The 25,909-nt window shown below is 45.0% G+C and carries 41 protein-coding genes and 1 pseudogene; 20 read left to right on the plus strand and 22 right to left on the minus strand.

Annotated features, from left to right (window positions below; translation table 11 throughout):
• Positions 1-44 precede the first annotated feature (44 nt).
• From ACSBL2_RS09020 to ACSBL2_RS09055, 8 genes are all read right to left on the minus strand, one after another.
• Entirely contained in the window at positions 45-548 is a 504-nt protein-coding gene (locus ACSBL2_RS09020; RefSeq protein ID WP_442591357.1) for a peptide-methionine (S)-S-oxide reductase, read from the minus strand.
• 3 nt (positions 549-551) lie between these two features.
• Positions 552-890 (minus strand): hypothetical protein, encoded by a 339-nt coding sequence (locus tag ACSBL2_RS09025; protein WP_442591358.1) that lies wholly within the window; start codon positions 888-890, stop codon positions 552-554.
• 236 nt (positions 891-1,126) lie between these two features.
• Positions 1,127-1,252: a hypothetical protein gene (locus tag ACSBL2_RS09030; RefSeq protein ID WP_442592230.1), complete on the minus strand. Its 126-nt coding sequence runs from the start codon at positions 1,250-1,252 to the stop codon at positions 1,127-1,129.
• Between the two features lie 135 nt (positions 1,253-1,387).
• Positions 1,388-1,663, minus strand: a complete 276-nt coding sequence (locus tag ACSBL2_RS09035; protein ID WP_442591359.1) for a sigma factor — start codon at positions 1,661-1,663, stop codon at positions 1,388-1,390.
• 160 nt (positions 1,664-1,823) lie between these two features.
• The gene (locus ACSBL2_RS09040; RefSeq protein WP_442591360.1) at positions 1,824-2,960 is read right to left on the minus strand and encodes an alpha/beta hydrolase fold domain-containing protein; all 1,137 of its coding nucleotides are present in this window, start codon (positions 2,958-2,960) and stop codon (positions 1,824-1,826) included.
• Positions 2,961-3,084: 124 nt separating this feature from the next.
• Positions 3,085-3,822, minus strand: a complete 738-nt coding sequence (locus ACSBL2_RS09045; protein WP_442591361.1) for an MBL fold metallo-hydrolase — start codon at positions 3,820-3,822, stop codon at positions 3,085-3,087.
• Between the two features lie 25 nt (positions 3,823-3,847).
• Positions 3,848-4,360: a hypothetical protein gene (locus tag ACSBL2_RS09050; protein WP_442591362.1), complete on the minus strand. Its 513-nt coding sequence runs from the start codon at positions 4,358-4,360 to the stop codon at positions 3,848-3,850.
• A 224-nt stretch (positions 4,361-4,584) separates the two neighbouring features.
• Positions 4,585-4,707 carry a hypothetical protein gene (locus tag ACSBL2_RS09055; protein WP_442591363.1) on the minus strand — a complete coding sequence of 41 codons (123 nt, stop codon included), beginning with the start codon at positions 4,705-4,707 and terminating at the stop codon, positions 4,585-4,587.
• Between the two features lie 239 nt (positions 4,708-4,946).
• Here ACSBL2_RS09055 and ACSBL2_RS09060 point away from each other — a divergent pair, with 239 nt between their 5' ends.
• The 6 genes from ACSBL2_RS09060 to ACSBL2_RS09085 all read left to right on the plus strand — a co-directional run bounded on the left by ACSBL2_RS09060 (position 4,947) and on the right by ACSBL2_RS09085 (position 7,416).
• Entirely contained in the window at positions 4,947-5,105 is a 159-nt protein-coding gene (locus ACSBL2_RS09060; RefSeq protein WP_442591364.1) for a histone H1, read from the plus strand.
• A gap of 161 nt (positions 5,106-5,266) precedes the next feature.
• Positions 5,267-5,449, plus strand: coding sequence for a hypothetical protein (locus tag ACSBL2_RS09065; protein ID WP_442591365.1), 183 nt, complete (start codon positions 5,267-5,269; stop codon positions 5,447-5,449).
• A gap of 71 nt (positions 5,450-5,520) precedes the next feature.
• On the plus strand, positions 5,521-5,892 hold the full coding sequence (locus tag ACSBL2_RS09070; protein WP_442591366.1) for an STAS/SEC14 domain-containing protein: 372 nt from the start codon (positions 5,521-5,523) through the stop codon (positions 5,890-5,892).
• 1 nt (position 5,893) lies between these two features.
• Entirely contained in the window at positions 5,894-6,382 is a 489-nt protein-coding gene (locus ACSBL2_RS09075; RefSeq protein WP_442591367.1) for a PPC domain-containing DNA-binding protein, read from the plus strand.
• A gap of 9 nt (positions 6,383-6,391) precedes the next feature.
• Positions 6,392-6,913 carry a DUF421 domain-containing protein gene (locus ACSBL2_RS09080; protein WP_442591368.1) on the plus strand — a complete coding sequence of 174 codons (522 nt, stop codon included), beginning with the start codon at positions 6,392-6,394 and terminating at the stop codon, positions 6,911-6,913.
• Complete coding sequence (locus ACSBL2_RS09085) at positions 6,910-7,416, plus strand: 2'-5' RNA ligase family protein (protein WP_442591369.1); 507 nt, start codon at positions 6,910-6,912, stop codon at positions 7,414-7,416. Before ACSBL2_RS09080 ends, ACSBL2_RS09085 begins: the two co-directional genes overlap by 4 nt.
• Before the next feature lie 12 nt (positions 7,417-7,428).
• Here ACSBL2_RS09085 and ACSBL2_RS09090 read toward each other — a convergent pair whose 3' ends face one another.
• The 3 genes from ACSBL2_RS09090 to ACSBL2_RS09100 all read right to left on the minus strand — a co-directional run bounded on the left by ACSBL2_RS09090 (position 7,429) and on the right by ACSBL2_RS09100 (position 8,399).
• The gene (locus ACSBL2_RS09090; protein WP_442591370.1) at positions 7,429-7,878 is read right to left on the minus strand and encodes a DUF1810 domain-containing protein; all 450 of its coding nucleotides are present in this window, start codon (positions 7,876-7,878) and stop codon (positions 7,429-7,431) included.
• A 24-nt stretch (positions 7,879-7,902) separates the two neighbouring features.
• Positions 7,903-8,079, minus strand: a complete 177-nt coding sequence (locus ACSBL2_RS09095) for a hypothetical protein (RefSeq protein WP_442591371.1) — start codon at positions 8,077-8,079, stop codon at positions 7,903-7,905.
• 89 nt (positions 8,080-8,168) lie between these two features.
• Positions 8,169-8,399 (minus strand): hypothetical protein, encoded by a 231-nt coding sequence (locus tag ACSBL2_RS09100; protein WP_442591372.1) that lies wholly within the window; start codon positions 8,397-8,399, stop codon positions 8,169-8,171.
• A gap of 125 nt (positions 8,400-8,524) precedes the next feature.
• Between ACSBL2_RS09100 and ACSBL2_RS09105 the strand changes: the two genes are divergently transcribed.
• The 5 genes from ACSBL2_RS09105 to ACSBL2_RS09125 are packed head-to-tail and all read left to right on the plus strand — an operon-like array spanning position 8,525 to position 10,057.
• Entirely contained in the window at positions 8,525-8,692 is a 168-nt protein-coding gene (locus ACSBL2_RS09105) for a DUF3606 domain-containing protein (protein ID WP_442591373.1), read from the plus strand.
• A 10-nt stretch (positions 8,693-8,702) separates the two neighbouring features.
• Entirely contained in the window at positions 8,703-8,912 is a 210-nt protein-coding gene (locus ACSBL2_RS09110) for a hypothetical protein (protein WP_442591374.1), read from the plus strand.
• A gap of 2 nt (positions 8,913-8,914) precedes the next feature.
• Positions 8,915-9,145, plus strand: a complete 231-nt coding sequence (locus ACSBL2_RS09115) for a hypothetical protein (RefSeq protein ID WP_442591375.1) — start codon at positions 8,915-8,917, stop codon at positions 9,143-9,145.
• 10 nt (positions 9,146-9,155) lie between these two features.
• Positions 9,156-9,677 carry a hypothetical protein gene (locus ACSBL2_RS09120; protein WP_442591376.1) on the plus strand — a complete coding sequence of 174 codons (522 nt, stop codon included), beginning with the start codon at positions 9,156-9,158 and terminating at the stop codon, positions 9,675-9,677.
• A gap of 17 nt (positions 9,678-9,694) precedes the next feature.
• Positions 9,695-10,057, plus strand: coding sequence for a hypothetical protein (locus tag ACSBL2_RS09125; protein ID WP_442591377.1), 363 nt, complete (start codon positions 9,695-9,697; stop codon positions 10,055-10,057).
• An 8-nt stretch (positions 10,058-10,065) separates the two neighbouring features.
• On the opposite strand, the gene ACSBL2_RS09130 is transcribed toward ACSBL2_RS09125, so the two are convergent.
• The 6 genes from ACSBL2_RS09130 to ACSBL2_RS09155 form a co-directional block, all read right to left on the minus strand.
• The gene (locus ACSBL2_RS09130) at positions 10,066-10,416 is read right to left on the minus strand and encodes a VOC family protein (RefSeq protein WP_442591378.1); all 351 of its coding nucleotides are present in this window, start codon (positions 10,414-10,416) and stop codon (positions 10,066-10,068) included.
• A 148-nt stretch (positions 10,417-10,564) separates the two neighbouring features.
• Positions 10,565-10,933, minus strand: a complete 369-nt coding sequence (locus ACSBL2_RS09135; protein WP_442591379.1) for a response regulator transcription factor — start codon at positions 10,931-10,933, stop codon at positions 10,565-10,567.
• A gap of 110 nt (positions 10,934-11,043) precedes the next feature.
• Entirely contained in the window at positions 11,044-11,193 is a 150-nt protein-coding gene (locus ACSBL2_RS09140) for a DUF2256 domain-containing protein (RefSeq protein WP_442591380.1), read from the minus strand.
• Between the two features lie 2 nt (positions 11,194-11,195).
• On the minus strand, positions 11,196-11,684 hold the full coding sequence (locus tag ACSBL2_RS09145; protein ID WP_442591381.1) for a DUF4385 domain-containing protein: 489 nt from the start codon (positions 11,682-11,684) through the stop codon (positions 11,196-11,198).
• A 125-nt stretch (positions 11,685-11,809) separates the two neighbouring features.
• Positions 11,810-12,274, minus strand: a complete 465-nt coding sequence (locus ACSBL2_RS09150; protein ID WP_442591382.1) for a ferritin-like domain-containing protein — start codon at positions 12,272-12,274, stop codon at positions 11,810-11,812.
• Between the two features lie 181 nt (positions 12,275-12,455).
• Complete coding sequence (locus ACSBL2_RS09155; protein ID WP_442591383.1) at positions 12,456-13,001, minus strand: YciE/YciF ferroxidase family protein; 546 nt, start codon at positions 12,999-13,001, stop codon at positions 12,456-12,458.
• Positions 13,002-13,078: 77 nt separating this feature from the next.
• Between ACSBL2_RS09155 and ACSBL2_RS09160 the strand changes: the two genes are divergently transcribed.
• Positions 13,079-13,369 carry a hypothetical protein gene (locus ACSBL2_RS09160; RefSeq protein ID WP_442591384.1) on the plus strand — a complete coding sequence of 97 codons (291 nt, stop codon included), beginning with the start codon at positions 13,079-13,081 and terminating at the stop codon, positions 13,367-13,369.
• A 12-nt stretch (positions 13,370-13,381) separates the two neighbouring features.
• On the opposite strand, the gene ACSBL2_RS09165 is transcribed toward ACSBL2_RS09160, so the two are convergent.
• The 3 genes from ACSBL2_RS09165 to ACSBL2_RS09175 form a co-directional block, all read right to left on the minus strand.
• Complete coding sequence (locus ACSBL2_RS09165) at positions 13,382-13,588, minus strand: hypothetical protein (protein WP_442591385.1); 207 nt, start codon at positions 13,586-13,588, stop codon at positions 13,382-13,384.
• A gap of 309 nt (positions 13,589-13,897) precedes the next feature.
• Positions 13,898-14,881, minus strand: coding sequence for an SDR family oxidoreductase (locus tag ACSBL2_RS09170; protein WP_442591387.1), 984 nt, complete (start codon positions 14,879-14,881; stop codon positions 13,898-13,900).
• A 53-nt stretch (positions 14,882-14,934) separates the two neighbouring features.
• On the minus strand, positions 14,935-15,612 hold the full coding sequence (locus ACSBL2_RS09175; RefSeq protein WP_442591388.1) for a DUF6766 family protein: 678 nt from the start codon (positions 15,610-15,612) through the stop codon (positions 14,935-14,937).
• A gap of 117 nt (positions 15,613-15,729) precedes the next feature.
• On the opposite strand from ACSBL2_RS09175, the gene ACSBL2_RS09180 reads away from it, so the two are divergent.
• From ACSBL2_RS09180 to ACSBL2_RS09190, 3 genes are read left to right on the plus strand one after another with little or no spacing between them, the layout of a single operon-like run.
• Positions 15,730-16,887, plus strand: coding sequence for a zinc-dependent alcohol dehydrogenase (locus tag ACSBL2_RS09180; RefSeq protein ID WP_442591389.1), 1,158 nt, complete (start codon positions 15,730-15,732; stop codon positions 16,885-16,887).
• Between the two features lie 10 nt (positions 16,888-16,897).
• The gene (locus ACSBL2_RS09185) at positions 16,898-18,439 is read left to right on the plus strand and encodes an FAD-dependent oxidoreductase (protein WP_442591390.1); all 1,542 of its coding nucleotides are present in this window, start codon (positions 16,898-16,900) and stop codon (positions 18,437-18,439) included.
• A gap of 27 nt (positions 18,440-18,466) precedes the next feature.
• The gene (locus ACSBL2_RS09190; protein WP_442591391.1) at positions 18,467-19,264 is read left to right on the plus strand and encodes an SDR family NAD(P)-dependent oxidoreductase; all 798 of its coding nucleotides are present in this window, start codon (positions 18,467-18,469) and stop codon (positions 19,262-19,264) included.
• A gap of 16 nt (positions 19,265-19,280) precedes the next feature.
• Here ACSBL2_RS09190 and ACSBL2_RS09195 read toward each other — a convergent pair.
• Positions 19,281-19,783, minus strand: a pseudogene (locus ACSBL2_RS09195) (CinA family protein).
• A gap of 59 nt (positions 19,784-19,842) precedes the next feature.
• Here ACSBL2_RS09195 and ACSBL2_RS09200 point away from each other — a divergent pair.
• From ACSBL2_RS09200 to ACSBL2_RS09215, 4 genes are all read left to right on the plus strand, one after another.
• The gene (locus ACSBL2_RS09200; protein ID WP_442591392.1) at positions 19,843-19,968 is read left to right on the plus strand and encodes a hypothetical protein; all 126 of its coding nucleotides are present in this window, start codon (positions 19,843-19,845) and stop codon (positions 19,966-19,968) included.
• Positions 19,969-20,063: 95 nt separating this feature from the next.
• Positions 20,064-20,306: a DUF3891 family protein gene (locus ACSBL2_RS09205; protein WP_442591393.1), complete on the plus strand. Its 243-nt coding sequence runs from the start codon at positions 20,064-20,066 to the stop codon at positions 20,304-20,306.
• Positions 20,307-21,304: 998 nt separating this feature from the next.
• Positions 21,305-21,937, plus strand: a complete 633-nt coding sequence (locus ACSBL2_RS09210; RefSeq protein ID WP_442591394.1) for a TetR/AcrR family transcriptional regulator — start codon at positions 21,305-21,307, stop codon at positions 21,935-21,937.
• A 406-nt stretch (positions 21,938-22,343) separates the two neighbouring features.
• The gene (locus tag ACSBL2_RS09215; RefSeq protein WP_442591395.1) at positions 22,344-23,015 is read left to right on the plus strand and encodes a DUF6624 domain-containing protein; all 672 of its coding nucleotides are present in this window, start codon (positions 22,344-22,346) and stop codon (positions 23,013-23,015) included.
• A gap of 642 nt (positions 23,016-23,657) precedes the next feature.
• Here ACSBL2_RS09215 and ACSBL2_RS09220 read toward each other — a convergent pair.
• Positions 23,658-24,500 (minus strand): XAC2610-related protein, encoded by an 843-nt coding sequence (locus tag ACSBL2_RS09220; protein ID WP_442591396.1) that lies wholly within the window; start codon positions 24,498-24,500, stop codon positions 23,658-23,660.
• Positions 24,501-25,457: 957 nt separating this feature from the next.
• On the opposite strand from ACSBL2_RS09220, the gene ACSBL2_RS09225 reads away from it, so the two are divergent.
• A complete protein-coding gene (locus ACSBL2_RS09225) occupies positions 25,458-25,697 on the plus strand; it encodes a transposase (protein ID WP_442591397.1) in 240 nt (79 codons plus the stop codon).
• Positions 25,698-25,909: the final 212 nt, after the last annotated feature.

The following is a 25,909-nucleotide window of genomic DNA, read 5'->3' on the forward strand; positions in this document are numbered from 1 at the left end:
TCAGTCGCCGAGGCCAAACGCAATGAGCTACCTTCGCCGAACGCTTATCGGAGATGGGCAAGCTTATCCAGGTTGACTACTGCTGAAAAGTCCTTCAAGAGCTGCTGTAGTTTTGGGTTGACGACGTTACGGCAAAAAGGCTTATCGGGGTCGGCGAAATAATAGTTCAGGTATTCAGGAGTGTTCAGCTTAAACGAACCCAATCTCAATACTTCAGTGATGAGTGGAGCCTCAAAGTCCTGCTGTGAGTCCTGTACCATCCCGACCGCCTGTGCCTGCTGTTCCCTGTCCATCGTATACACTGCGGAACGGTATTTATCACGCATGCTGTGATCGGATGTGCTGCTGTGCGTGTGCAAATGGACCGCAATCAGGATTTTCATGGGGATGATCTGCGGATCAAATTCCACCAGCACCGCTTCGCTGAATCGGGACGGATCTGCTGATGAGGCGACCCATCCCTGCTCAACTGTAGTCACTCCCTTCAGTGAAAGAAAAATGGCTTCGGTGCACCAGTGACAACTTCCGCCAAATCCAATCTTTTCCATTTTTTACAGGGTGCTTTCTTCCTCATCTGCGTTCCCATCAGGCCCGCTTAAAGCCTGCAGGTCATCATCTATCAGGTCATATTCGCCTGCATCCAGATCTGCCTCATTGACCGTGTCAAAACCTGCACCCCTTGAAAGCTCTGCCTCATCGCCATCGGCTGCCTCAGCCTGTTTGATGTTGCTTTGCTCACCCTGATCCCTAGGCTTCGGGCTGATGCCCTTTTCCGGTTCGAGCGTAAAAGATGCTGCGCTAGCCTCGGTGGCCTGATCCAGTTCTTCCTGTTGATGTGGTTCCTGGCCGGCCAGCAGCGAATCGTCTTGTTGATTTTCCTGAGTATCCATAATTATAGGTTTTATGTTAAGTAAACACCGCTCAGCTACAATCGTTCTGGAAAGTTTAAAACAATAAATGGAACGACTAGCCAGGCACATTTATCAATCTACAGATCTACTGTTCAGAAATATGCACACCGAAATGAACCTGGCCGGTTAGAACATCTTTACCTTGATAATTGGATAAAAAGGAGAAGCCCTGGCAATTAGCCAGGGCTTCTCCTTGTAGGCTGAATTAACTCGGCTCATGCCGTTTTAAGTTCGTTTTTGTAGCTGCTCTCGTACATCTTCAAATGCTTTTTAAGTTCCTTGCGGGCTACATGAATGCGGGTTTTTACAGTTCCTATAGGGATATTAAGTTCATCAGCTATTTCATGGTATTTTTATCCTTCAAAATATCTTAGGAAAGGAACGGAGTGTTCGGGTTACAACCTGCTGAGTGCGGTTTCGATGTCTTTCATTCATAAGAAATTTATTCTCCGCCTGATTTCTGGTTGCACTCATGCTCAGGTGCTGCGGAGTAAATTCTTCAGTGTTTTGGATAATGCATTTTTCCTTGAACCTTTGCGGTAATCATTGATAAGGGTGTTTTTCATGATCGTATACAACCAGCCCTTCAGATTGGTGCCTGCTTTATACAGGTGGTGGTAACGGATCGCTTTGATTAAAGTATCCTGTACCAGGTCATTGGCATCTTCTACATCCTGGGTAAATTTCATGGCGAAGGTTTCCAGGCATGAACGGTGATCGCATACGGCGTCATTGAATGAGATAGTTTTCATAAGTAGATGATATTAGTTTTTTGTTTTTAATAGGCAGGTCTATGAACACAAATCCTATACCAATTGAGAGAAAGTAGAAATATGTAATTATTTTCGCTGGATATATAAACGAAAAAGCCCCTGCTGATCACAGGGACTTTTTATGGAATACAGATAGTACTTATTTCAGTGCAGCCTTCAACTGGCCGGTGGCATATGCCATCGCTTCTTTAGCTTCCGGTACAACAGCACCCATTCCAAAGAATTCATGGGTCACCCCGTCATAGTTCTTGCTGTCCACTTTCACATCAGCAGCCCGGAGCTTATCGGCCAGCAACATGCCGTCACTTTGCAGCGGATCGATCTCTGCAGTAATGATCGTTACCGGAGGCAGTCCTTTCAGGTTTGCTGCGACCAGGTTGATGCGCGGATCTTTTGCCTCGGCCATCGAGCTCAGGTAATTTTTTACAAACCACATCATCATGGGTTTATCCAGTGGTTTTGCTTTCGCATGGGCCTGGTAAGACTTGGTATTCATGTCTGATCCGGCCACCGGATAAACTGCCAGTATTGCCGTTGGGATCATGATCTTGCTGTCTTTGGCTTTGATGGCTGTATTGATGGCCAGGTTACCGCCCGCACTTTCTCCGGCTACAGCAACCCGTTTTGGGTCTCCTTTGAAAGATGCTGCATTTTTCAGAACCCACTGGTAAGCGGCGAAAGCATCATTATGGGCAACCGGGAATTTATGCTCCGGCGCCAAACGGTAAGCTACCGAAACTACGATCGCACCTGTTTGCTCAGCCAAAGCCTTTGCCGATGCGTCATATACATCCAGATTGGCGATCACAAAACCACCCCCATGGTAATAAACAACAACAGGCAGGGGACTGCTTCCGGCTTTAGGGGTATACATACGCAAATGGATATTGCCTCCGCTCACCGGGATGTCTTTGCCCATGGTATCCACGTTCATCACGGGAGCCGGGATGTTGTTTTCCTTCATCAGGGCCATTACAGCATCAGTTGGGGTATGGTTCTTCCGTGCCTGTACCGCGGTTAGTTCAGGAATGGGTTTATCGCCGTAACTGGCCAGCTTCTCCATCACTGCCTGCATTTCGGGTCTGATGGTCGGTGCCCATTCAGGTGCAGGTCCCATTGGTTTGACCGCGTTTACCGTAGATGCAGTGTCTTTCATCATGGTATCAGTTGCAGCCATTGTGCTGTCTGCCGATTCAGAACCGGTCTTGTTACTTTGACATGCCGTGAGTCCGATTGCGCCGGCTACAGCCATAGAAATTAATAATTTAGTTTTCATAATTAGGTAGATAGAATTCTTTCTATCTAACACACTGTCAGCACTCTTGTTTTGAGTGTCTTACCGTTAAAACCAGTGGTTGTGAGTTTTAGAGATTAATCATCCAATTGACGCTTCTTAAGCACTAAATTTTAATGACCATGCCCTCCCTCGCTACCGGAAGTTCGATCTTTGGCAACTCTTTTAACATTTCTTCAGACAGGTGGGTCAGCAGGATCTGCTTGCAGGTCAGCCTGGGAATCTCTGCAATGAGCTTAAGGTAATTCAGGTGTGTTGGGGTACTGGTATGGTAAAAATTGCACTCACAAATAAACAGATCAGCGCCTTCGCTTAAGGGCACCAGGTTTTCCGTCCAGCTCGTGTCTCCGGAGTAACTCAGGATCTTGTCACCAATGGTAATGCGCAGGCCGTGTGAAAGTGCCGCCTGGGAATGTACTACCGGAAATGCTTTAACCTGGATTCCAGCCAGCCTGATGACCTGGTCAGGAGCATAAGCTAAAAATTCTACCGGAAGTTTCTCGGTTTTATCAGATGCGGGATACAGCAGATCAAGCAGTGCTTTAATCCTGGCTTCACCTGTCGGGGGCGTTACAATGGTCAGTTTTTTCTGGCGCTTATTGACAGCGGCATCCATCAAAAAGTAGGGCAAGCCTCCGTAATGGTCGCCGTGAAGGTGCGTGATCAGGATCACATCGATATCTTCAGGCTTCACCTCAAACTTTTTTAAGCTTTGAAGTACTGTTGCTCCGCAATCTATGAGCACACCGGCTTTTGGTGTATGCAGGTAAAAGCAGGTGTGGAACTGGCCCCCGCTGGCGAATGCATCTCCGCAACCCAAAATTCGCAGGCTATTGGTGGTCATACTGAACGTTTGGTGAACAAATGAATTACCGGCTTTTTTTTAACGCGGATGCCACTACAGCTGTTATCAGGGCTCCAAAAACATAATAGCCCACTGTCATCGCCTTGATGCCGTCTGTTTTTGCGACTGGTTTGGGGTTCAAGCCTAAAGGCTCGGGCAGCTTAACTGCGCCAATGCCCGCAAGCAGGCCCATAGCGATTGCCTTGGTAAACAAATGCTGGCTTTTTGCTGAAGCGATCCAGCTGTAATAAATCGTATTTGAAATGATGTCCCCTGCCAGCGTAGCCTTATAAAGATCATCCGTGTCGGAGATGTTGCCGCCAAAATAGCGGACTGTTTTTTGAAGGGCCTGTTCACCCAGGAAATCAATTCTGGGCGTAGTTTTTTTATCCTTTAAAGATTCATGCAGCACATTGAGTGCGACGGCGCTGGCAAAACCAGCAAATAGGTTACTTATCTTTCCCATGTTTTTAATAATTGATGAACCAAGTATAATCCAGAACACAGCCATTTTTTTCTGACTGGCTGCGTGTTTCAATTCAACAACCAACGGATATTTAAAGTTTGAAAAATCATCCCCATTGATAACGCGTTATTAGGCGGGCTAAAGCAGCCTGTGGTGTGATGGCGACGGTATAAGTTCCAAGTATGTTGTTTTGGATGTTAGCAACTTAGCCAGGCCGGGGTTTTGATGCGCGGAAATGTCTGCGGTGTGCTGGATGGTGGTAAGGGTGGAGTAGCTGCTATTGCCCTTGTGCAAATTTATTCTTGTTCTTTTTTCGGGTTTTGATCGGGGTGCAGGAATTCCTGACTGCGCTCCCGGAGGTCATCCAGTTTTTGGTTGGACTCGGCAATGCGTTCGAGCAGCTCGCTCTGTTTTTTCAAAATATCATTGGAAATTTCTTTCGCGCTCTAAATGTCATTCGCTTAATTTTGTTCTTCCATGGTCTTTTTTTTATCTAATATAAAGCTTGTAAATTAATAACGGTAAAAATACAGGTCACAGTATAGTGACGGGTTTGCAGGCAGTAGCTGAGTTTGAAATTAAGATAGGGAATCAGAGAACAAATTTATCTCTCTACCATCTTCGAAAAATCGAAACCGTTCTTTTAAGAACTGGTTTATTGAAACAACTCGTTTTCTCAGCAGAGAAAGACGCGCAAAAGTTCTATCTGAAAGGCAACAGGTCGGCTGGGGTCAGGTTAAGGGCTGCATTGCAGAAAAGTAAGGTGTTAGCGCAGGAAGTTCGCCAATCAGTATTGGCGAAAAAAAACAAAAAATAGGTTTATCGGGTTTATTGGGAGCCGTTCTGCTGGAACGGCTCCTTTTTATTTTTGAGATGTATCATGGTTAAACTTTTTATCGTAGGTTATCCGCTGGATATGGCGGAGGCGGAATTAATTGAAATGGTTGCAGCACATGGGATGCTGCACAATATGGTTTGATGATGGAGGAATCGACGGGTAAGTCCAAAGGATTTGGTTTCTTGGAGATGCTGGAAAGGCAGGGTGCCGAACGGGTGATCGCGGCTTTAAACGGGCTGGTCCTGCGTGGAAGGCTGCTCACGGTGAAGTTTGCAGATAAACCGGTCAGGCAGCGTATCGCCGGCGCTGTCATTGCTGCTTAAATGCTAACTCATGATGGCAGCGCTGGAAAACCTTCAGTGCATCTGCTTGTTGTTTGTATAAACATCGATTTATGCTGACAAAAATTGAAAACCTGCCTGATCATGTATTGGGTGTCCGCGCTGCGGGAGAAGTTGATAAAAATGACCTGGATACGGTATTTTTACCTGGCCTGCAAGCCTTAGCTGATCGATACGGCGAGATTTATTATCTGTTGGTATTGGAAACGCCTGTGGAGAATTTTACAGCTGGTGCCTGGTGGAGTGATCTGGTTGCGGGAATTAAACACCTGACCCATTGGAAGAAGATGGCGATCGTGACTGATCAGAAAGCAATTGAAAATTTCACCGATATCTTCAGTTATGTAGATCCGGGTGAGGCGAAAGGTTTTCAGCTTTCAGAACTCGATGAAGCGATCAGTTGGGTAAGCATCAAAGCAGATTGATATGCGTGCGTATGTATTGTTAGCCATGTTGCTGGGTTTTGGGCTGAAGCTTTCGGCGCAAAACGATACGGCACGTTATACCAAAACGCCGACGGGCTATTTGATGGTCTTGCGTCAGGGAGATGATGTGTTCAAGGAAATTGAGAAAATGGCAGTTGCCGAAAAGATACCTTCAGCAAATTTAACAGGGATGGGATTTGTAAATGCGAAGTTCGGTTTTTTTGATTTCAAGAAGAAGGAATATAAACCTAAGGATTTTCAGCAGGTGGAAATGGGCAGTATGACCGGTTCCATCGCCTGGCAGAAAGATAAGCCTTCACTGCATGTGCATGGGGTGGTCACTGACGCATCCTTTAAAGCCTGGGGCGGGCATTTGCTGTCCGCGACGGTGAGTACCGGGTCCCTGGAAATTATGGTGATCGTGCACGACAAAAGGTTGGAGCGGAAAATGGAAGAGCCGCTTGGTGCGAATGTCTTGCAGTTACAATAGTTTAAAAGGATGAAAGAACTGCTGTTTAAAAATTGGGAAAGTCTCTGGCATGTAGCGGTCTGTACATTGCTGGCCTATTTTGTGTTGTTTTTGTTCATTCGCATATCTGGTAAACGCACACTGGCGAAATTGACGGCTTTTGATTTTGTGGTGTCTGTGACCCTGGGTTCTACGCTTTCCTCCATGATGCTCGGGAAAGTGACCCTGGCTGAAGGTGCGGTAGCGCTGGTGGTCATTATTGGTTTGCAATATGCACTCGCCTGGATGGCCAGGGAATCCAAGCCCCTGGAAAAGGTCATCAATTCTTCGCCCACAATGGTGTTTTACCGGGGTGATTTTTTAGAGGATGCGATGAAGAAAGAAGTGCTGACCCATGAAGAGATTTATGCGGAGATCAGGAAGTTCCGCATGCTGGATGTGGACCAGGTAGAGGCTGTGGTGATGGAACTGAACGGGGAGCTCACGGTGATCAAGAAATCGCCGGGTTCCGCGCATACATCGTTGAAGGCTCTGGATAGTGAAGGCTCATGATGGGCAGCTATGAACCGGCACTGATTCTGACCCTGCGTATGGATGAAGCATCAGCTTTGTATTTTGATGGCCTCCGTCAGCTGCATTTTCCGCCGGAACGGAATTTTTTGAAGGCGCATTTGACGCTGTTTCACAAATTACCCGAGGATGCCGGGCTTTTGGAGCGTCTTTCAGTGGTTGATTTCGCTGGGTTTGAAATGGAGGTAACGGGACTGATCAATCTGGGCGCAGGGGTGGCCTTTCGGCTGGAAAGCGAAGAATTGCTCCGATTGCGTCATCGTTTGATGGAGTTATTTGAATTTGGGCTTTCTGCTCAGGACAGCCAGGGCTTCCGTGGACATGTCACGGTTCAGAATAAAACCAGTCCGGAGCAGGCCAGGACTTTGCTGGCTGAGCTGTCTGCTGGTTTTAAGCCCTTCCGGGTGCAGGCCCTGGGACTGGATATTTGGTACTACCTGGGCGGGCCATGGGCACATGCAGGGTATTATCCCTTTGGGAGTTAAATGGTTTTTAGCTTACTGATCGCTATAGGCCTGCAGGTTCAGAAAACGCTGGGTTTTCTGGTCTTTTTCTCCGTCGAAAAATTGTTTTAGGACTTGCTGAAAAACCGGGTCTGATCCGGGAACAGCAGCAAACAGGGTCATACTGGAACGGAGCTTCAGATCATCCGGGCTGCCCAGGATTTGCTGTGTGCTCCGGTCTGTATGTTCTAGAAGGGCTTTGCTGATGGTGATCAGTCTTGGGCCAAGCGTAGTATGGCTAAGGTATTCCCTGGCTTCTTTGAGGTCTTTAATGCCGTAAAATTTTGCAGATTCAGAGAAACCCAGCCCCTGGATCTGCGGAAAAATGTACCACATCCAGTGGCTTTCTTTCCTGCCATACCTGATTTCTGTAAGTGCTTTTTCATAATCCCGCTCCTGGGCAAGCAGGAAACGCTCTAGTCCCTGGGAATCTGTGGTGTCCATAGTGTGATGGATTTGGTTATTCGTTTATTCTTCTTCGTCTTTTTTAATGATCAGGCTTTCCTCGGTGGGTACGGGGTTATTGCTTCCTGTTCCAATAGTTTTTGGGGGATGTTCTGTTTCTTCCTGTTTTACGAATTTTTCCAGCGCCTCTGAGGGCCTGACGTCCTGCTGGTTCTGTTGTGATGATTGCTGATTTTCCATAATGCTTTTTTTAATCCTTAACACTGTGGAAGGGCTAATGGTTTAGCGGAACTGAAGGATTTTGTTTGGAATGTGAGCAGGATGAGCCCTTACAGGCGATAACGCAGGGCCAAATTTCTTGCAATCGCCTTCAGCAGGTCTGGCTTGTCGGAAATGGTGGTGTCGGCGGCATACCATTCACCTTTCCCGGTAGGTACGAGTTCGAATTCTTTTCCCTCCATTTCAATACGGATCAGGGTGCTGAGTTTGTTAATGGATTTGGTGAGTACCTTGTAAGTATAATCCCTCCCTTCAAATGTAATGCGCAGTGGTAGTCCCATAAAACAAATATATCATTAGGGTTGGATTTCAAAATGGTTATTTAAAAATCGATGCTGATGGGTATTTAAAGTATATTGTTTCAAACTTAGGGGTTTGGGAGTTGTTTAAAGTAAAAGTTTCGGCTATGAAAAAGGAAGAATTTGCAGATGCACAGGACATCAATATGGACAATGATTTTGAGGTTGAGTATTGGACCAGCCAATTGAAGGTTACCAATGATGAGTTGAGGGAAGCAGTTGCCGAGGTGGGCAATGGCATCGAAGCAGTTAAAGTTTATTTAAATAAAGCATAATACGAGAGTTATGGAATCATTTGAGATACAATTACTGGAAGATCGCTTCCGGGTGGAACCGCAGGATAATGGCGTATACCGCATCCTGGAAGGGGAAAATAAAATTGGGGTCATTTACGCGGAAGCAGAGGGAGACCAGGTCAGGTGGTTCAGCCAGGATGAGCTGGACGAGGGCTTTGTTCAGCAGTTGGGTGAGCTGATCACTGAGCACAACCTGTAACGATGAAAAGCCTGTTCTATGAGATCGCAGCATACCAGCTGTTTGCTGCGGGGGATGACCTCACGGTGATCCCTATGGCGGATGGCGTCTATCGGATTTGTTTTGCCGGTCAACAGATTGTGGACCTGTACCCCGAGATTACTGCTGCGGGAATATACTGGAATGGTTTTGGGCTGATTGAGCCCTGGCGCGCTGAGGAAATTGGCGCTGCAATATTCGCTTACGAAGTCTAATGCTGAAGTGATGAAAAAGAATTTTGAATTGTACCAGTTGGCTGATGATGGGCTGATCCCCAATAGTTGTTATCCGCTGATCGTTTACCATAATGTCCTGGACGGACATCCGGGAAATGCGGCTGATTTTCTAGAAGACGGCTTTGCAAAAAATGTCTGGGGTAATGCCTTCAGGTGGCGGGTGTATGATTTCCACCATTACCATACCAATACGCATGAGGTACTCGGGGTATATGTTGGGACAGCGGAATTGCAACTGGGCGGACCCCAGGGGAAATTATTGCATGTTGCGCCGGGCGATGTATTGGTTCTGCCTGCCGGAACGGGTCATATTTCGTTAGTCCATAGTGATGATTTTGCGGTCGTGGGTGCTTATCCCGGTGGGGTGGAACCGGATCTGATTAAGCTTACGGACAGCCGGCCGGAAGCGGTTCGGGAGCAGGTGGATGGCATCCCGGTTCCGGAGCTTGACCCTGTTTTTGGTGATCACCAGGATGCGGCGCTCCGCAGATGGGATGAATTGCGTGTTTAATTTAAATGCTGATGAATATGAAAGCTAAAGTATTGAGCCCTAAACAGCATGCGCTGGTGGATTATGCCTTGACCGGGGCTTTAATGGTCTTGCCCAGCCTGCTGAAACTGAGTAAGAAAGTCCGTTGGATTTATGCAGCGGAAGCTACAGTGCTTTTGCCTTATGTTGCGTTGACCCGTCAGCCTGTGGCGGTAAAAGGACTGATCCCTTTTAAAACGCATGGGAAAATCGATCCCTTTAATGTTGCCCAGTTTGCTTTGCAAAGCCTGGCGCCTGCTTTCCGTAAAAACCGGAAGGAATTGTGGTTTAACCTGGCCTTTACGGCGATTGCTGGTGCAACGGTTCTACTGACAGATTGGAATGGCAGGACAAAAAAGTGATGGCTGGCTTAAGGATGTTCAAGGATGTTGACCAGCTGGTTAAAGGGGTCCTGTACAAAAAAGCGCCGGACGCCCCAGGGCTCTTCGGTGAGTGGGTAAATGATCTGGAATCCAGCTTTCTTCATGGCGATGTAGATGGCATCCAGATTGTCCACTTCGATGGACAGATCAGGTACCGGCGTACCTGAGCCGCCTTCACTGGCGATACTGATCTGAACTTGCATCTGCTGAGTGGAGCCGTAGGTGATGATCCAGCCATGGTTCATTAGTTCTTTTAATCCCAGTATTTCATTGTAAAATGTTTTGGCTTTCTCCAGGTCATTTCCCTGGATGTTGGCCACAATTCTTTTGACGCTCATGGTTTTAATTGGAGTTGCTGTTTGATTTCAAGGGTATCGCACCACAATTTGAAGCAGTTTCTTTGTTTGCGTAAACTTGAACCGGATTGTCTAAGAGGCTTTGCATTTTTAGGGGCTTGTCTTTGAACCTGCTTTCTGATCAGGTACTTTAATTTAAATTGGGTTTCAACAGGCTGTGCAGGCGTTTTGTGACATCATCCAAATCAAAGGGTTTTGAAATGAATCCATCAGTATGGATCTCGGGCACTATTTTTTCCGGGCTCATGTGGGCAGACATCATCACTACCGGAATGTTCCGGGTGTCTGAATCTTCTTTGATCTCCTGGCACAGGGCAAGACCGTTTCCGTCGGGAAGCATGATGTCCAGCAGAAACAGGTCAGGCAGTTCATCTTTCATCCTGCTTTTGATGGCGGCAACATTCGGAAATACTTCCACGTCAAAACCTTCGTTGACCAGTAATAATTCCAGGATGTAGCCGATGTCCTGGCTGTCTTCTAATATATAAATCTGCTGCATATTCGTTTGTGTGTATTGAGCTAACAAGTTGAGCGGTTGATGGTTTGAGGAAATTCGAAAGACTGTCGGAATTTCGTAGCATTTGCCGCAACTTGACAAACAACGGTGGCTCATTTACCTGAACGGCTTTGCCCGCTGCATTTTTTACTGCAATATTTAACCTGCTCCCAGTTCTTTTCCCATTTCTTGCGCCAAGTGAAAGGGCGCTGGCAGATGGGGCAGATCTTGGTAGGCAGGTTCTGTTTTTTTATGGGCTTCATGTTTAGCCGTAACGTTTTTTCCAGTCGGACTTCAGGTGTTTGTAAATGGGGTTGGCCTCGGCCTGTTTGTATTTGTCATAGAAGATTTGGGCTGCAGCTGCTTTTTCGGCTTCCCCTGTCCCGCGTTCGTTAAGTTTGTAGTCGTTGTCCTTTTGGTATTTGACCCCGCCTTTGTAGTTGGCGTATCTTCTGGCCCTGGTATAACCCATCTGGAGGTATTTACGTGCCATGTCTGCGCCCACGAAATCGTTATTCTGGAGGTACTGGCTGAACATGGAGAATATCTGTTCGCTGCTTTTGATGGCAATTTCCACGTTTTTAAAACGCCAGTGCTGGCCGATCTCGGATTTGTAGGGCTCGCAAATCAGTACGCCCTGTTCGCCTTTTCCGACTTTGTATTTTTCAGGATGCCGGCGGTAATCGATATCCGGTTTCCAGGGATAGGAACCGGTATCGAAGTTCAGGTAGGAAGGTTGTTGAATTTTAGGCATGTGTTGGGTTTGCTACCAGGTTAACCATGTTTATTTGGAAATGGTTTTTGAACATTGGGAACTCACGATCAAATAAAAAAGCCGGATTGCTCCGGCTTTAGTTTTCATAGGTAGGTGTAGGTATTTTATTCACTGATATTTTCCAGGCGGTGGCGGTAGGTCTCAATTTCACTCAAAGCCTCGCGGATACCGGTGCGCTGTCTTTGCAGCAGTTCGATGTGGTCGGCATGGGTAGCGGGGTCATCCAGCGTCTGGTCGAATTTTTCGATGGCTGCTTTTTCTCCGGTTTCGATGGCGTTAAGGATGGCCAAATCTTCTTTGCTGGTCAAAGCTTGTTTGATGTCGATCCAGGTACGGTGCAGTGCGCCCAATATTCCGCCTGTTTCATTTTCAGATTCGCCACCATGTTGTTCCAGGTGTGCTTTCAGGTCATCGGCAAAAGCAGCGCGCTGGGCGGAATATTTCAGGAAAAGCCCTTGCAGTTCTATACTCTCAGTGGTTTCGCTCGCAGATTCGTAGCCTTCTTTACCATCGTTTAGGATATTGATCAGGCCTTTCAGGTCGCTGATGATTGTTTTGTTGTCTTCCATGGTTTTAGGATTGTTGTTTGTGATAACCTGCTACCCGGGAAAAAGTTTGCTTTTTGTAGGGTTGGGTGATAGGGGTTACCTGATCCTCAATTCAAGGAGCAATCAATCTTAAATTGCCAATGACTGCTAAAATGAAACGCCCCGGAAAATTGCCGGGGCGTTTCATTTTAGCAAGGTAATATTACTCTGCGGAAGCAGGAGCATTGATAGAGGTCTCCGCAAGCTCGGTAAGCGCTACATCGGTCGCTTTTTCATTTTCCAGGGTTTGGGAGAGCAGTTGTTCTACTTCTGTATGGCCCATGTTAGCTGCAAATACCCGTAAGGTACCATAAGTTGCAATTTCATAGTGCTCGACTTTCTGAGCGGCAAGGATCAATCCTGCATCGCGGATCATGGTCCCTTTATCGGTATCCTCAATAATCCCGCTGGCTTCTTCCAGCAGACCTGCCATCGCATCGCATTTTTTGGCCACCGCTTTTTCGTCCAGGAGTTCAAATACTTTTTCCAGGGTTTCGATGTGCTGCTGGGTTTCCTGGGTATGTTTTTCAAATGCCGCCGCAAGTTCAGGACTGGTCGCCGCTTTCTGCATTTTTGGCAGGGCTTTCACCAGATGTTTTTCTGCCCAGTAGATGTCTTTCAATTCGTCAACGAAGAATTCATGAAATTCTGAGTCTTCCATTTTGCCGGTTTTCGAAGCTGCTGCTTTCGAAGCTTTTGTAGTTGCCATAATTTTGTTTTTTATAAGTGAATAGATGTAGTCACAGAACAATTTGTGAGGGATGGTGGTTTTTAAAATAAAAAAATATGGATCCATTTAATATCATCATCAGACCAGGAGGTAATCAGATTGACCTCAACATCCACCCTCAGGAAGCAGGCACTTATAAAATCATTTATCATGGCGCATTGCTGGGAGAAATATTTATGGGCAGCGGCGGGGAAAATTGGGAAGCCATTACCGCCGATGAGCTGGAACCCGGAGGTTATCCGGTTTATGAGTATGATGAAAGTTCTGGGCACCAGGACCTGCTGCTTGATGAGCAGGTGATCCAGGAGATTGGGCATGAAATTGCCAAAAGCCAGAACCTAGCCTAAGGAAACTTTCATTTATTCTGGTTTATTGTTCTCATTGAAATCCTCAGATGAACTTCCGGTGTGACTATCGCTATCATCCGGATTCTCGCTAGGTTTCGGTGAGGAGCCTGTATAGCCATCATCGCTTAAAGAATCGTAGCCTTGGGTGCCTGTATTATCCAGTCCGTCCCTGGGACTAATTGGTGTAGAGGGGTGATGGGTTTCTTTGCCATAGCTCAATTGATTTATTTAAAAACACTACCTGGGTACTTTTGTTTTGACGTGGCCCCTGGAACCTCATTTCCCCTTATTTTTAATTTTTTAGAAAAATTTTGAGAGGTTAGCAGGATTGACAGTGTTTTGGGGCGCAATGATTGGCACATTGCATTTGGAGATATCTAATACCGCCAAAGTCAATCACCCGGTATCAGCACTAACAAGACTACAAGGATACCTACCCTTCTTTCTAATCGTGGTGGCTGGTTTCGGGATCATGGACGATGCCGGAGATATCCCTGTCACCGGACCGACAATTGCCCAGGATCATAATTATAACCTGTTTCTTTTCAGGACAAGAAGTCCGGCAGCTGCAATCAGCAATAAACCGGAGGCCAGGTATTTTCTATGGGCTTTCGGTTTTCCCGGTAAACCCCATCCGCCATATACCGCATTTCCAAAAGCGGCCGGCAGGAATAAATTGCCGTCAGTTTTTTCAATCGGTTCGGCCTGTTTTAAATATCCTTTGATGACCATTCCTGTAATTGTCCGGGTGATCATGGGAAACAGGGCATAACTCGCCCTCAGCAAATGAGAAAGGCTGCCGATCATGGTTTCGGACCTTGGCCGCAGGGAAACCTTGACTACTGCCTGAGCGATGCGTGCGGGATCGTAAACCGGCGGAGCAGGTTTTATACTTTTCCCGGTATAGTTTGCTGCGTGCTGAATACCTGGTGTATCCAGGAAGGCCGGGAAAATATCGCAGACATGAATCTCCGGAAATCCGCTCAGTTCAGCTTTTAACGCGGCAGAAAATCCCCTGAGCCCGAATTTACTGGCAGAGTAACCTGTTCCATAGGGTACCGGAAGAAATCCACCAATAGAAATGTTGTTGATAATGATGCCCCTTCCTTGCTTCTTAAAATAGGGAAGTATTGCATGAGCCCCATGAATGTATCCCATAAGGTTGGTCTTGATGACCTGATCCAGGACAACTACAGGTGTTTCCTCAAAAAGTCCCGCGGCAAGGACCCCGGCATTGTTTACCCATACATCTACACCGCCACCAAAATCATCGGCCATTGCGGCGACACTGATCATGTCGCCGGACTCAGTTACATCGGCCTGTATATATTTGACCTCAGCTCCAAGGCTTTCACATTCTGCAGCGATTTCTTCCAGCGCTGTCAGATTCCTGGAGGCTAGCACTAATTTTTCTTTCCTTTGGGCAAAAGCCAGCGCAATTGCTCTTCCTGCTCCACTGGTTGCACCCGTTATGACTATCGTTCTAAGCATTTTTTCTAGGTATTGATTCATAATCATGATTAACCATATGGAACTCCAGATTGTTTCGTTTCGGTTACCACAGACTACTTGCCGGTCTCCATGTGCGGCGCATCTACAGGCTTGGATTCAGGAGATCCTTTCTGACGCAGGTAAATGGTCAGGAATACGATTGCAAGTACCGAAAGAAATTCACTCTGCCAGTTCTGAAAGGTTTCAAACCAGAATTCTGCCTGGCCTAAATACGCGGCTACACTTTCTTTTGGCAGATGTTTGGCAAGCTGCTCCACATTGTGGTTCTGCCAACTGCCGTAGAAGTGCAATACCCAGGAAAACAGGAACAGCAGCGAAAAAACGATGGATAGCGAACGGCTGTACAGCCAAAGGACCCAGCCGCCTTTTTTTACTGCCCAGGGAGCGTTTTTCGCGGCCTTTGGCTCCCGATCTACCTCTTCGGGTTCATCCAGCTTTTTAGATTCTGCGGAGCCGATTTGTCTCAATGAAATGGTTAGCATAACATATAATGACATTTGCAGGAACTCACTTTCAAAATTCTCAAATGTAGCAGAAATAAAATGACCGCTTTTCAGGTAGGTGCCGAGTCCGAGTTCTGGAGCATGCTCTTCGGTCAGGTCTTTATTATGCTGTTTCCAGCCTGTGAGTCCCTGCGCCGTCAGTGTGAGAAGAAACAAAGACAGGAAGACCAGGCTCAGCCCGTTCCGGTAAAAAAAGCCATATCTGGCCCGGTTTGCTAAGTTGTTCATTTCGATTGGTTTATTATTCCTAAACAGCTCGGGAATAAACTTGTTTCGGGGATTTATGCTGAAACTTTTTCTTTTTCAAGGTGTTGGTTTAGCTGTCTAACTATTTAAAACATCCTTATGAAAGCAGCAGTATTTCACAAACCTGGAGACATCAGCTACACGACCGTAGCGGATCCCAGAATTGAACTGGCGACAGACATCATCCTAAAAGTAACTTCCACCGCGATCTGCGGATCCGATCTGCACATCCTGAGTGGTTCCGTACCTCAGACCACTGATATGGTCATGGGGCACGAGTTTATGGGTATCGTTGAAGAGGTCGGTGCGGAGGTCAAAAACCTAAAAAAAGGCGACCGGGTGATTGTCCCTTTCCCGATTGCCTGCGGTTCTTGCTTTTTTTGTAATCATGGCGCCTCTCCAAGTTGCGAGAATTCCAACTACAAACATTATGGGCCGAATGGTGACCTGATGGACCAAAAAGGGGCAGCATTGTTCGGTTACACGGATCTTTACGGCGGTTATTCCGGCGGACAGGCAGAGTACGTACGTGTACCTTATGCGGATGTAAGCCCGAGAATCATTCCTGACAACATCACCGATGAACAGGCCTTATTTCTTACGGATATTTTTCCTACCGGCTGGTCGGGCGTAGACTGGGCACAAATGAAGGGCGGAGAGGTGGTCGCCATCTTTGGTTCTGGTCCTGTCGGCCTGATGGCACAAAAAGCAGCATGGCTGCACGGTGCCAGCAGGGTGATTGCGATCGATCCGCTAGATTACCGTTTGGAAAAAGCAAAAGCAGTCAACAATGTGGATACCCTCAATCCGCATAAAGTGGATGTGGTAGAAGCCATCCGCGAAATGACGCAGGGCCGAGGAGCCGATGTCTGCATTGATGCGGTAGGATTTGAACCTGAACGCACCTTCCTGGATAAAGTAAAAGCCACGATCAATTTTGAAAAGGGCAGCATCAAGGTACTGGAAATGTGTTTTGAAGCGGTCAGAAGGAGCGGTACGGTTTCTATACTCGGTGTGTATGGCAGTCCCTATGATAACTTCCCTTTGTTCCGGATTTTTGATAAAGGCTTGACCATCAAGCAGGGACAGGCGCCGGTACTGAACCATGTCGATACCCTCATTCAACTGGTGAAAGAAGAAAAGGTGGTGCTGGATGACATCATTACCCACGTGATGCCACTAAGTGAAGTCTCACATGCTTACAAGATCTTTGACGAAAAACAGGACGACTGTGTTAAAGTAGTGTTGAAACCTTAATCCCCTTGTGATGAAAAAGTTCATTAATCACATTCCAAGAGACGGCTCCACCCTAAGTCCCTGGCAGCTGGAAGAGCAGGTTTCGCTGACAGATCGCGCAGTCCAATCTCCAGATACCTTTGATACCATCATCGTCGGGGCAGGAATCACAGCGATCACTACAGCCTTGACGCTGCAAAGAGCCGGACATACATGTGTTGTTCTTGAAGCCGCAAATATTGGTTTTGGTACTACCGGCGGTACGAGTGCGCACCTGAATACGTTCTTCGATGCCACTTACCCGGAAATTGAAAGTGATTTTGGTGAAGCGGCAGCGAAACTGGTGGCTGATTCGGGGAAGGAAGCATTTTCGAGCATCAAAGGTTTTATTGATGAATATGGGATCGATTGCGATTTTGAATATAAAAAAGGCTATTTATTTTCGGAAACTGATAAGGAAACCAAACAGCTAAAGGAAATCCTGGATTCTTCAGTAAAAGCCGGCATCGCAGTTGAGGAATCATCAAAAAATGATGTGCCGGTTCCCTTTGAGCTGGCCATTTGTTTTGACCAGCAGGGTCAGTTCCACCCGCTGAAATACGTCAATGCACTTGCCAGGGAGTTTATCGGACTGGGAGGTGTCATCCTGCAAAATACTTTTGTGAAAGAGAGTAGAGTAAATGACGGAACTATTGAAGTTACAGCAGGGAACAAAACTTTTAAAGCCACCAACTTGGTTTATGCAACACATATACCTCCGGGAATCACAGCTTTCAGTTTTCGTTGTGCACCTTATCGCAGTTATGTTCTTGGCGTCAGGCTGAAAGATAACCAATATCCTGAAGGGCTCAGTTATGATATGCAAGAGCCTTATCATTATTTCAGGACTCACGAAATAGACGGTCAGAAATATCTTATTGTTGGTGGTGAAGATCATAAGACCGGGCATGATGAGCCGGAAAAGGCATTCGCAAATCTGGAAAGTTATGTAAACCAATATTACCAGGTAGAATCAGTGGTTTACAGGTGGTCGTCACAGTATTACATCCCGGCCGACGGCTTGCCCTACATCGGTCGGTTAGGCGCCTCAGGTGGAAATATTTATATGGCAACAGGCTTTAACGGGAACGGGATGATGTTTGGTACTTTATCAGCTCAAATCATCAGTGACCAGATCCAGGGAACCGAAAATCGATATTCGGAACTGTACAGTCCCTCTAGATTGAAACCGGTAGCCGGTTTTACGGAATTCGTTAAGGAGAATGCAGATGTGGCCTGGCATTTCATTGCCGATCGGTTCGGAACGGAAGAACTTGATGCGGTATCCGGGCTCAAAAGAGGTGAGGGCAAAGTAGCTGAACTGGAAGGGCATAAACTTGCGCTTTATAAGGATGACCACGGTAAAGTTACAGCACTGAGGCCGGAGTGTACCCATGCGGGTTGTATTGTCAATTACAACACTGCAGAAAAAAGCTGGGACTGCCCTTGTCATGGAGGAAGATTTGATCTTTACGGGAAAGTGATCTCCGGTCCGCCCCGAAAAGACCTGGAACAAATTACCCTCTCCAAATAACGGAATAATAGATATATAAACAATCCTATGAATACAACAAATAAATATGCCTTGATTACCGGTGCAACCAGCGGTATAGGCTACGAACTTGCTAAATTATTTGCGGCTGATGGTTACAACCTGGTCATTGTCTCCAGAAACCAGGGCGACTTGGATGCAAGGGCATCAGAACTGAAGCAAAAAGGGATTACCGTGATTCCCATCGCAAAAGATCTTTTTGATCCCGAAGAGGCGTTTGCACTTTATGCGGAGCTGCAGGAGCAGCATATTCGGATTGATGTGTTGGTCAATAATGCCGGTCAGGGTGTTTACGGAGAATTTGAAGAAACCGATATCGACCGTGAACTGGACATCATTAACTTGAACATTTCTTCCCTGGTGGTGCTGACCAAGTTATTCCTCAAAGAAATGATCGCCAGAAATTCAGGTAAAATACTGAACCTGGCCTCGGTGGCCAGTAAAGGCCCGGGGCCATGGCAAGCGGTATATCATGGGACGAAAGCATTTGTGCTGTCCTTCAGCGAAGCGATTCGTGAAGAACTGAGGGATACAGAGATTACGGTAACTGCACTTATGCCGGGAGTGACAGACACCGACTTTTTCAATAAAGCAGATATGCTGGACAGTAAAGCAGTCCAGGACAAAGATGCGATGGCTGATCCTGCCGATGTAGCCAAAGATGGTTATGACGCGCTGATGGCCGGGAAAGATAAAGTGGTATCAGGACTAAAGAATAAATTGCAGGTTGGAATGAGTAATGTGCTACCAGACAGCACGGTTGCCCATCAGACCTATGAGCAGCAAAAACCTGTTGATCACAAGTAGTCAATTATTAGATCTATTATCGCTTCGGAACGGCATTCACACTGGCAATCAGCAAGAATGCCGTTCTTTCTATAGTTTGCAAAATGATTTCTTCCGGGGCGCCCTTATAGAAACTGCGTTCTCCGAAGAGCAGGTCTTTACCGCTAAGTCCATAAATAAACATGGTTCCTACAGGCTTTTCAGGAGTTTCACTTCCGCCAGGACAGGTCAGCCCTGTACACCCGACGTGGATATCGGCAGCAATCAGCTGCTGAAGGCCAAGGGCAATAGCATGTGTAACTTCCGGAGATTCCGGCGTTAGGTCGGTTATGAGTTGTTCAGGTACTTCAAGCAAACTTGTTTTCAGCGCGGCATCATAGGAGATTAAGCCACCTTTGAGGAATTTACCGCATCCGGGACCAGCGAGAATTCAGCTGCGATCCGGCCGGTGGTTGCGCTTTCTGCAAAGGCAATGGTCAGATTTTTTTTGATCAGGAGTTCCCCGCGGGCAGTTAAAGTCTTGCTTGTTTTTCTCATCATGGTTTAATACTGTTTCCCTGCCTTAGCGTGTTACGCGTATATTCTGAGTTAAACCGGGTATGGCAGAGATCTCAGGAAAAGAAACACTGGAACTTTTTGCTGCGATGACCGCTCCGGCATCTGCTTTTTTCACGGTCTTTTTAGAAGATTTTTTTGAACGGGACATAGCTGTAGGATTTGGTTAAAGCATAAACAGGTGTGGGAATGATCTTGTTTAATATTTTTTTTGCTTTTCTAAACACAGGATGCCTGGACGGATGTTATACAACAAACTCTGAACATGATCGTAAATTATACAGAATCTGGATGGCAGATCATTACACAGCGCTCCCACGGTTTGCTCGCTGCCCAAATCTGCGCACACTGGTGCAAAGACAATCAGCCTGAGCGCTGGGTAGATACGCTGACCGCTACTGCGGAACATGATGACGTATATAATGAATTCGAAAACGACGATTTGCTGAACGATAACGGCGGACCCGTAAACGATTTTATCGGAACACGAAACCAATGTCAAGAGTAAAATGAGGGTAGTAATATGGAGATTGTTTTTCATTGGATGGGATGTCTGTCTTTTGCTGAACTTGGGTTAGCTGAGCTCTTTTGATTTTATCTCAGCGTTCAATGTTTTAACCCGTAAATAGACTGGGAGAAAACCTAAAATAATCGTAACAACGGGAAGAAACAACGCTATGTTACTTTTTTTGTAATAAAAGTAAATGGCGGCAGCGAGTATACATGGCCAAAGGATACAGACACCGATAAGGAGGCCTCTGAGAAAATCTCTTTGTTTGATCAGCGTTTTGAGATCTTTAGGGTTGGATGGAATTTTAGTTGTCATTTTTATTGTTATCGTTTAATAATGAGGTAAATATGCTTTAGTCTTGTGATAGGGTATGCCATCAATTTTTCGATAGCATACCTCTCCAATATTGTTAATAGTGTTGTACTCGTATAATCATTCTATCTTCTGACAGTTATCACTGGACACCATCTTTTGAGTTGGATTGGTTATCAAAGAATCAGGGGTTTTATACCGGAAAGTAGAAGTGTCAACGATACTGTTCGATTTCTGCACCTGTATGCTTTCAGATTTAGTTTGTTCTGTTTGTGTCTGCATTAGTTGCGCTTCTTGTTCCTTGCTACAGGATTGCAAAAAGATGGTTCCATTTACTGTGAGGAACAAAAGTTAATTTTTTTCATTGTTGAATGGGTTCAGATGGTTATTTGTCTGGCTTTAGAAGTGCACATTAAAAGTCTTCCGGTTTAGAAATCAGAAGAAATATTAAAGCTCCCCTAAATGCTGCGCAAGTGTAAAAATAGTAAATATTATTTTATATCACAATATTGTGATATAAAATAAATACGTTCTTTGTTTCGCAGTGATCTGATTTTGTTGTCACCTGAATTCTGTATAGAATTGGCCTTAGCGCTCAATAAAATGCAAAAGCCATTTGTTTCTATAGAGGAATCTTTGACTGTGGCGCAAAAAAATTGCAAATTGCACCAAAGTTGAATCAAATGGCAAGAAAAGTTACAGATGGCCCTGTTAGGAACAAGGAACGCACCAAGGCGAACCTGATCACCGCTTTGGGAAAAATTCTGAAAAAAGATGGTTTTTCCGGGCTTAGTATCAGCAAGGTTGCTGATGCTGCAGAGGTAGATAGGAGGCTGATTTATGACTATTTCGGTAGTCTTGAGGGACTAGTTAAGGAGTATCTCAATACCAATGACTACTGGAAAATTAGTCCGGAGGAAGTCGGTGATATCGTGGAAACCAGTAAAGCGGATGCTGGAAAGACGCTTGCTTACAATGTTCTGGAGAACCAGTTCGACAGTCTGATCAAGAATGAGGAAATGCGCCGGATCATTACCTGGGGCCTTAGCGAGAAGTTGCCGATTTTGAAAGAACTTGATTTGAAACGCGAGAACATAGGTAATCAGGTGTTGAGTGAGGTCTTCGATGGACATTTTGAGGGTAGCGATAAAAACTTTAGGGCGATGTATGCTTTACTAATGGGAGGGGTCTATTACCTTACCCTTCATGCCAAGATGCAGGAGAACCCTTTTTGTGGTATTGACTTGCAACAGCCGTCTGGTCAGGAAGAAGTTAAGAAAGCGCTCAAACGGTTTATTGAACTTGCCTACTCTTAATTGCTCTATACAAAATTACATTCATTTGTGAACATATAAATAACATTGAAGTACTATAAATCGATTATACACGTCTGGGGCCTCAACAGTTAGCTTACTAAACTGAAGACCTTTAGTTTAACAATAGGTATCTTACTTTTCAGGACTTGGTTCTAAGTATGTTGGCTAAGACAAAATATAGCTGACAAAGTATTTACACTTCTAAATAAATTTCTTTCGATCTTTTGCACTCAGTTTAAATATTGTTATATCACAATATTGTGATTTATTATTTTTAAATTTGAACTCTTTTCAAGGAGAAGTGATTCTATGCAAATGCATTGTTTTAAGGCAACGCCGAATTTTTGATCCGTTATTATTTTGCGGATTCCGAAATGACCTGATATAATGACAATTGCATCATCAAATGAGTATCAACACCTTGATTAGACGTAAGCTTATAACAATAATGAAATATAGAATCTACATTACGCTTATTACAGTTATCTTTTCCAGCTGTGCCATAAAGCTAACAGACGCTAGAAAATCGAGTCTAAAAAATGAACTGGCAGCTATGGTTAAAACCGATCAGATTGCGGCCTTCCGATGGGAGAAACAGTGGGACACTTATAAGGATAGTGTTTTCACGGCTCATAAATTGCAGGTGGAGAAACTTTTCAAACAATATGGTTATTTGGGCTTTGATAAAGTGGGGCAAGATGGTTCGGATAACTTCTGGCTGATCGTACAACATTGTGATAAATTTCCCGAGTTTCAGAAAAGGGTGTTGACGGCAATGAACAAAGAGGTTCAAAAGAAAAACGCAAACCCCAAAAACTATGCATATCTGTTTGATAGGGTTGAGGTGAATGCAGGACGCAGGCAACTTTTCGGAACCCAGGTGGATTATGAAGTGGAGAAAACAGGGAGGGCATTTGTGAAGAATGGCTTAACCGATAGTTCAAATGTTGACAGTCATAGAAAAGCCTATGATCTGAACTCTCTAAAGGAATATCTGAATATGATGACAACAATGCACTATGAGATGAACAAAGCCCGTTATCAGGGCATGGGCGTTGCAAAACCGACATTATATTAATTCGTTGCGAGTTTTTCAATGGTCACTGATGCTGATTTCATACCCCAAAGGGCTTTCCTGACACCTGGTCACTACATCACGATAAACTGTTGATTGAAATCCTTTCGGCGCAGCTAAAGTGTATTTGCCCATTTCCAAATTCCTCTTATAAAATTTATGGAATTGTTTAGGTGAAATTGGCCATCTGATATTCTCTTCGTCTGATGGGGCATGCTTGTTTCTTAGTGTCTCTGGGTTAGCTGTTCTTATAAAAAATATGGTGTCGTCTGCGTTTTCAAAACGTTCATCCATTGTCTCACGCGCATGTACAATGATTGTTTCTGCAGTATCCCCTTGATAACCTGTCTTATAAAAAAAGAGATTGTCGGAAACGTTATTTGTATTCCTTATGATAAAATACCCTTTTTCGTCAGACCGAACCTGCTGCCGATCTTATCCTAACAAAACGTCTTTTAAAGGAAGATTGGTTTTGCTATCAAAAATGTAACCATGATACCCACTCTTTCTGCAGGATACTAGTAATATGCAGATCATTAATGTGAATGATCTAAGTGCTGTGGGATTAATTGTACTTATCATGTGGGGTACGTGTAGCGCTTGATAGCTAATGTTGGCTAGCGTATAGTGCTGTATGTGGTGGTTTTATTTCTTTTCTACAGACCGGAGCCACATCAGCTGGTTATCTTTGTCTATGCGGTAAATATCTTGCCACCATCGTGCACCTCCTCTACAAGCCGTGTAAAAAAGCTTTTGTTTGGCATCTAGGCTTACGTCGCATAGTCCGGAACATTTTGCACGTGGATCCTTACTTTCCTGCAAGGGCTCAAAACGTTTGGTTGCCGGGTTATATAGCCAAATGTTAAAATCTTGATAAACCCCCATGCCAGCATCAGGAAGAGAAAATGCAAGGTCGTCGTAACCATCGAAGTTATAGTCTCTAATGTAACATGATCTGGTTACATTTGGTGCATCTAACGAAATGAAGTTAGGGCTGCTAACTTTTCCGTTAGGATATGTGAACATAAACTGGTTGTCTGCACTGGTCCAGGCAAACGTAACCAGCACATTGTGTAGCAGGTATTTTTGAATATCATCGTGCGAGGCGTCTTTAACAAATCCGGTCAATTTGAACCGCCGGCCATCTTTGTTGCGCGTATACCAGGCGTCTGTAACCTTGCCCAACTGTTCTTTAACTACATAACTGCCGGTAATTTTTCCTGCTAAGACTTCGCTCCATTCATAATAATAGCCCTTAGGTTGCTTATTCGTATTGGTAAGAACGCTAGTAGTAAATTTTTTAAGACTTAATGCCATAAATCCTTCTTGCCCTCTATATTGAACAAGGCCCGCCTCACCTTCAGCAGTACAGTAGATGCGCAGGTTGAACGTTTTAGCCTGGTTAACGGATGATAATTGAAATGATTTGGCATTCGCTAGGCCGGCAAGTACCATAAAGAATAGCAGGTTGAGAAGTTTTGTGAGCATGGAAACGATGAATTAAAGAAATAAAACTGGATTGCGGTAGCTTTCAAATAGTTATATAATGGTCAGGTTGTCAAAGGCTTAACACGGGAACCAACATTGCATAAAATAAAGCTTTTCGTTTTTAAGGAAAAGATTAACATGCCCGTCAGAAACATTGTCTTTGTCTTCTCTTAACTTTATGACTTGTAGGCTGCCCTCATTAGCTACATCCATCGCTCCGATTTGTTTTGCAGCATTTGGAAATAACGCCTGTAAATCTACAAGTGTAGTGTTTCCGTAGAGTTTCTGATTATGGTACATAATGAAATCGCCCTTCGCAAATTTTATCTCGTCGATAGCTACTTTATCTCTGGAGCACTCAAAGCGCGATCCGTTCTTATATAAATACTTAGCTTTGGGATCAATAGAGCCATCTTCTTCCTGAAAAATGTTAGTGCAGGGTTCGGCATCACTTAATAGTTGAATGCTGTCGGGATCGCCAAGTACAAAATGGGAGTTTCGGTAAAAGTGGTTGTTCCCCGCTTTTGGTCGTAATTATGATAATTGAAGGTTAGTGTTCGTTACAAAATAATGAATATTGCCAATCTAATTTTCTCTTCTGCTGATATATTTAAGGTTATTTCTGTAGTTAATCAGATAAATACATATGTGCAGAGCCAGCAGAGAATATATTTATGTCTAAATTGCTGTGAACCCTTTACCAAAATACATAGTTATTACATATGGAAGTTCAATGATCTAACCACCTTGGAAAAGGGCAGCAAACCAGCAGAAAGAATATGTTATCATTTTTTAGTACCTGTCAGCGATACTAGTTTGCTGATGCTTATCCATAGAGCTTCTTTACCTGGCCCTGTCGTTTTTACGGCCATAGGGATTGATGATTGGGCTCACAAAAAGCGGGAGAGGTATGGCCGCATTTAGGTAGATTTAATAACAAAAAGAGTTGTCGATTTGTTGCTGAATCAACTTCAGGGCTGGATAGAAAATGTGCTGGACTCAGGCATTAGCGAGATCGTGGCTTTTGCTAATGGTCTGTTAAGGGATTACCAAGCCATTGAAAACGCAATCAGCTTGTCTGGGAGCAATGGCCCGGTAGAAGGCAATGTAAATAAGCTAAAGACTATCAAACGGCAAATGTCTGGAAGGGCCAGTTTCAAATTGCTCAGAAAAAGATTGCTACTCAAACCGAAGTAACCACCAAAAGTGGTGAAGAACCACTTTTGAAACTCCCACTAATGCCGCTGATTACAAATATCCATACCTGCTGAAAGAATTGAAGATAGAGCATTCGGGACAGGTATGGTAGCTGCTATCACCTACATTTCAATGTCCAGTGGCTTTATGTACACATTGCCATCATTGATGTTTACATCCACAAAATTGTAGGTTAGCGCATCTCTAATACC

It is taken from the genome of Pedobacter sp. AW31-3R (assembly GCF_052180285.1).
Lineage (GTDB): Bacteria > Bacteroidota > Bacteroidia > Sphingobacteriales > Sphingobacteriaceae > Pedobacter.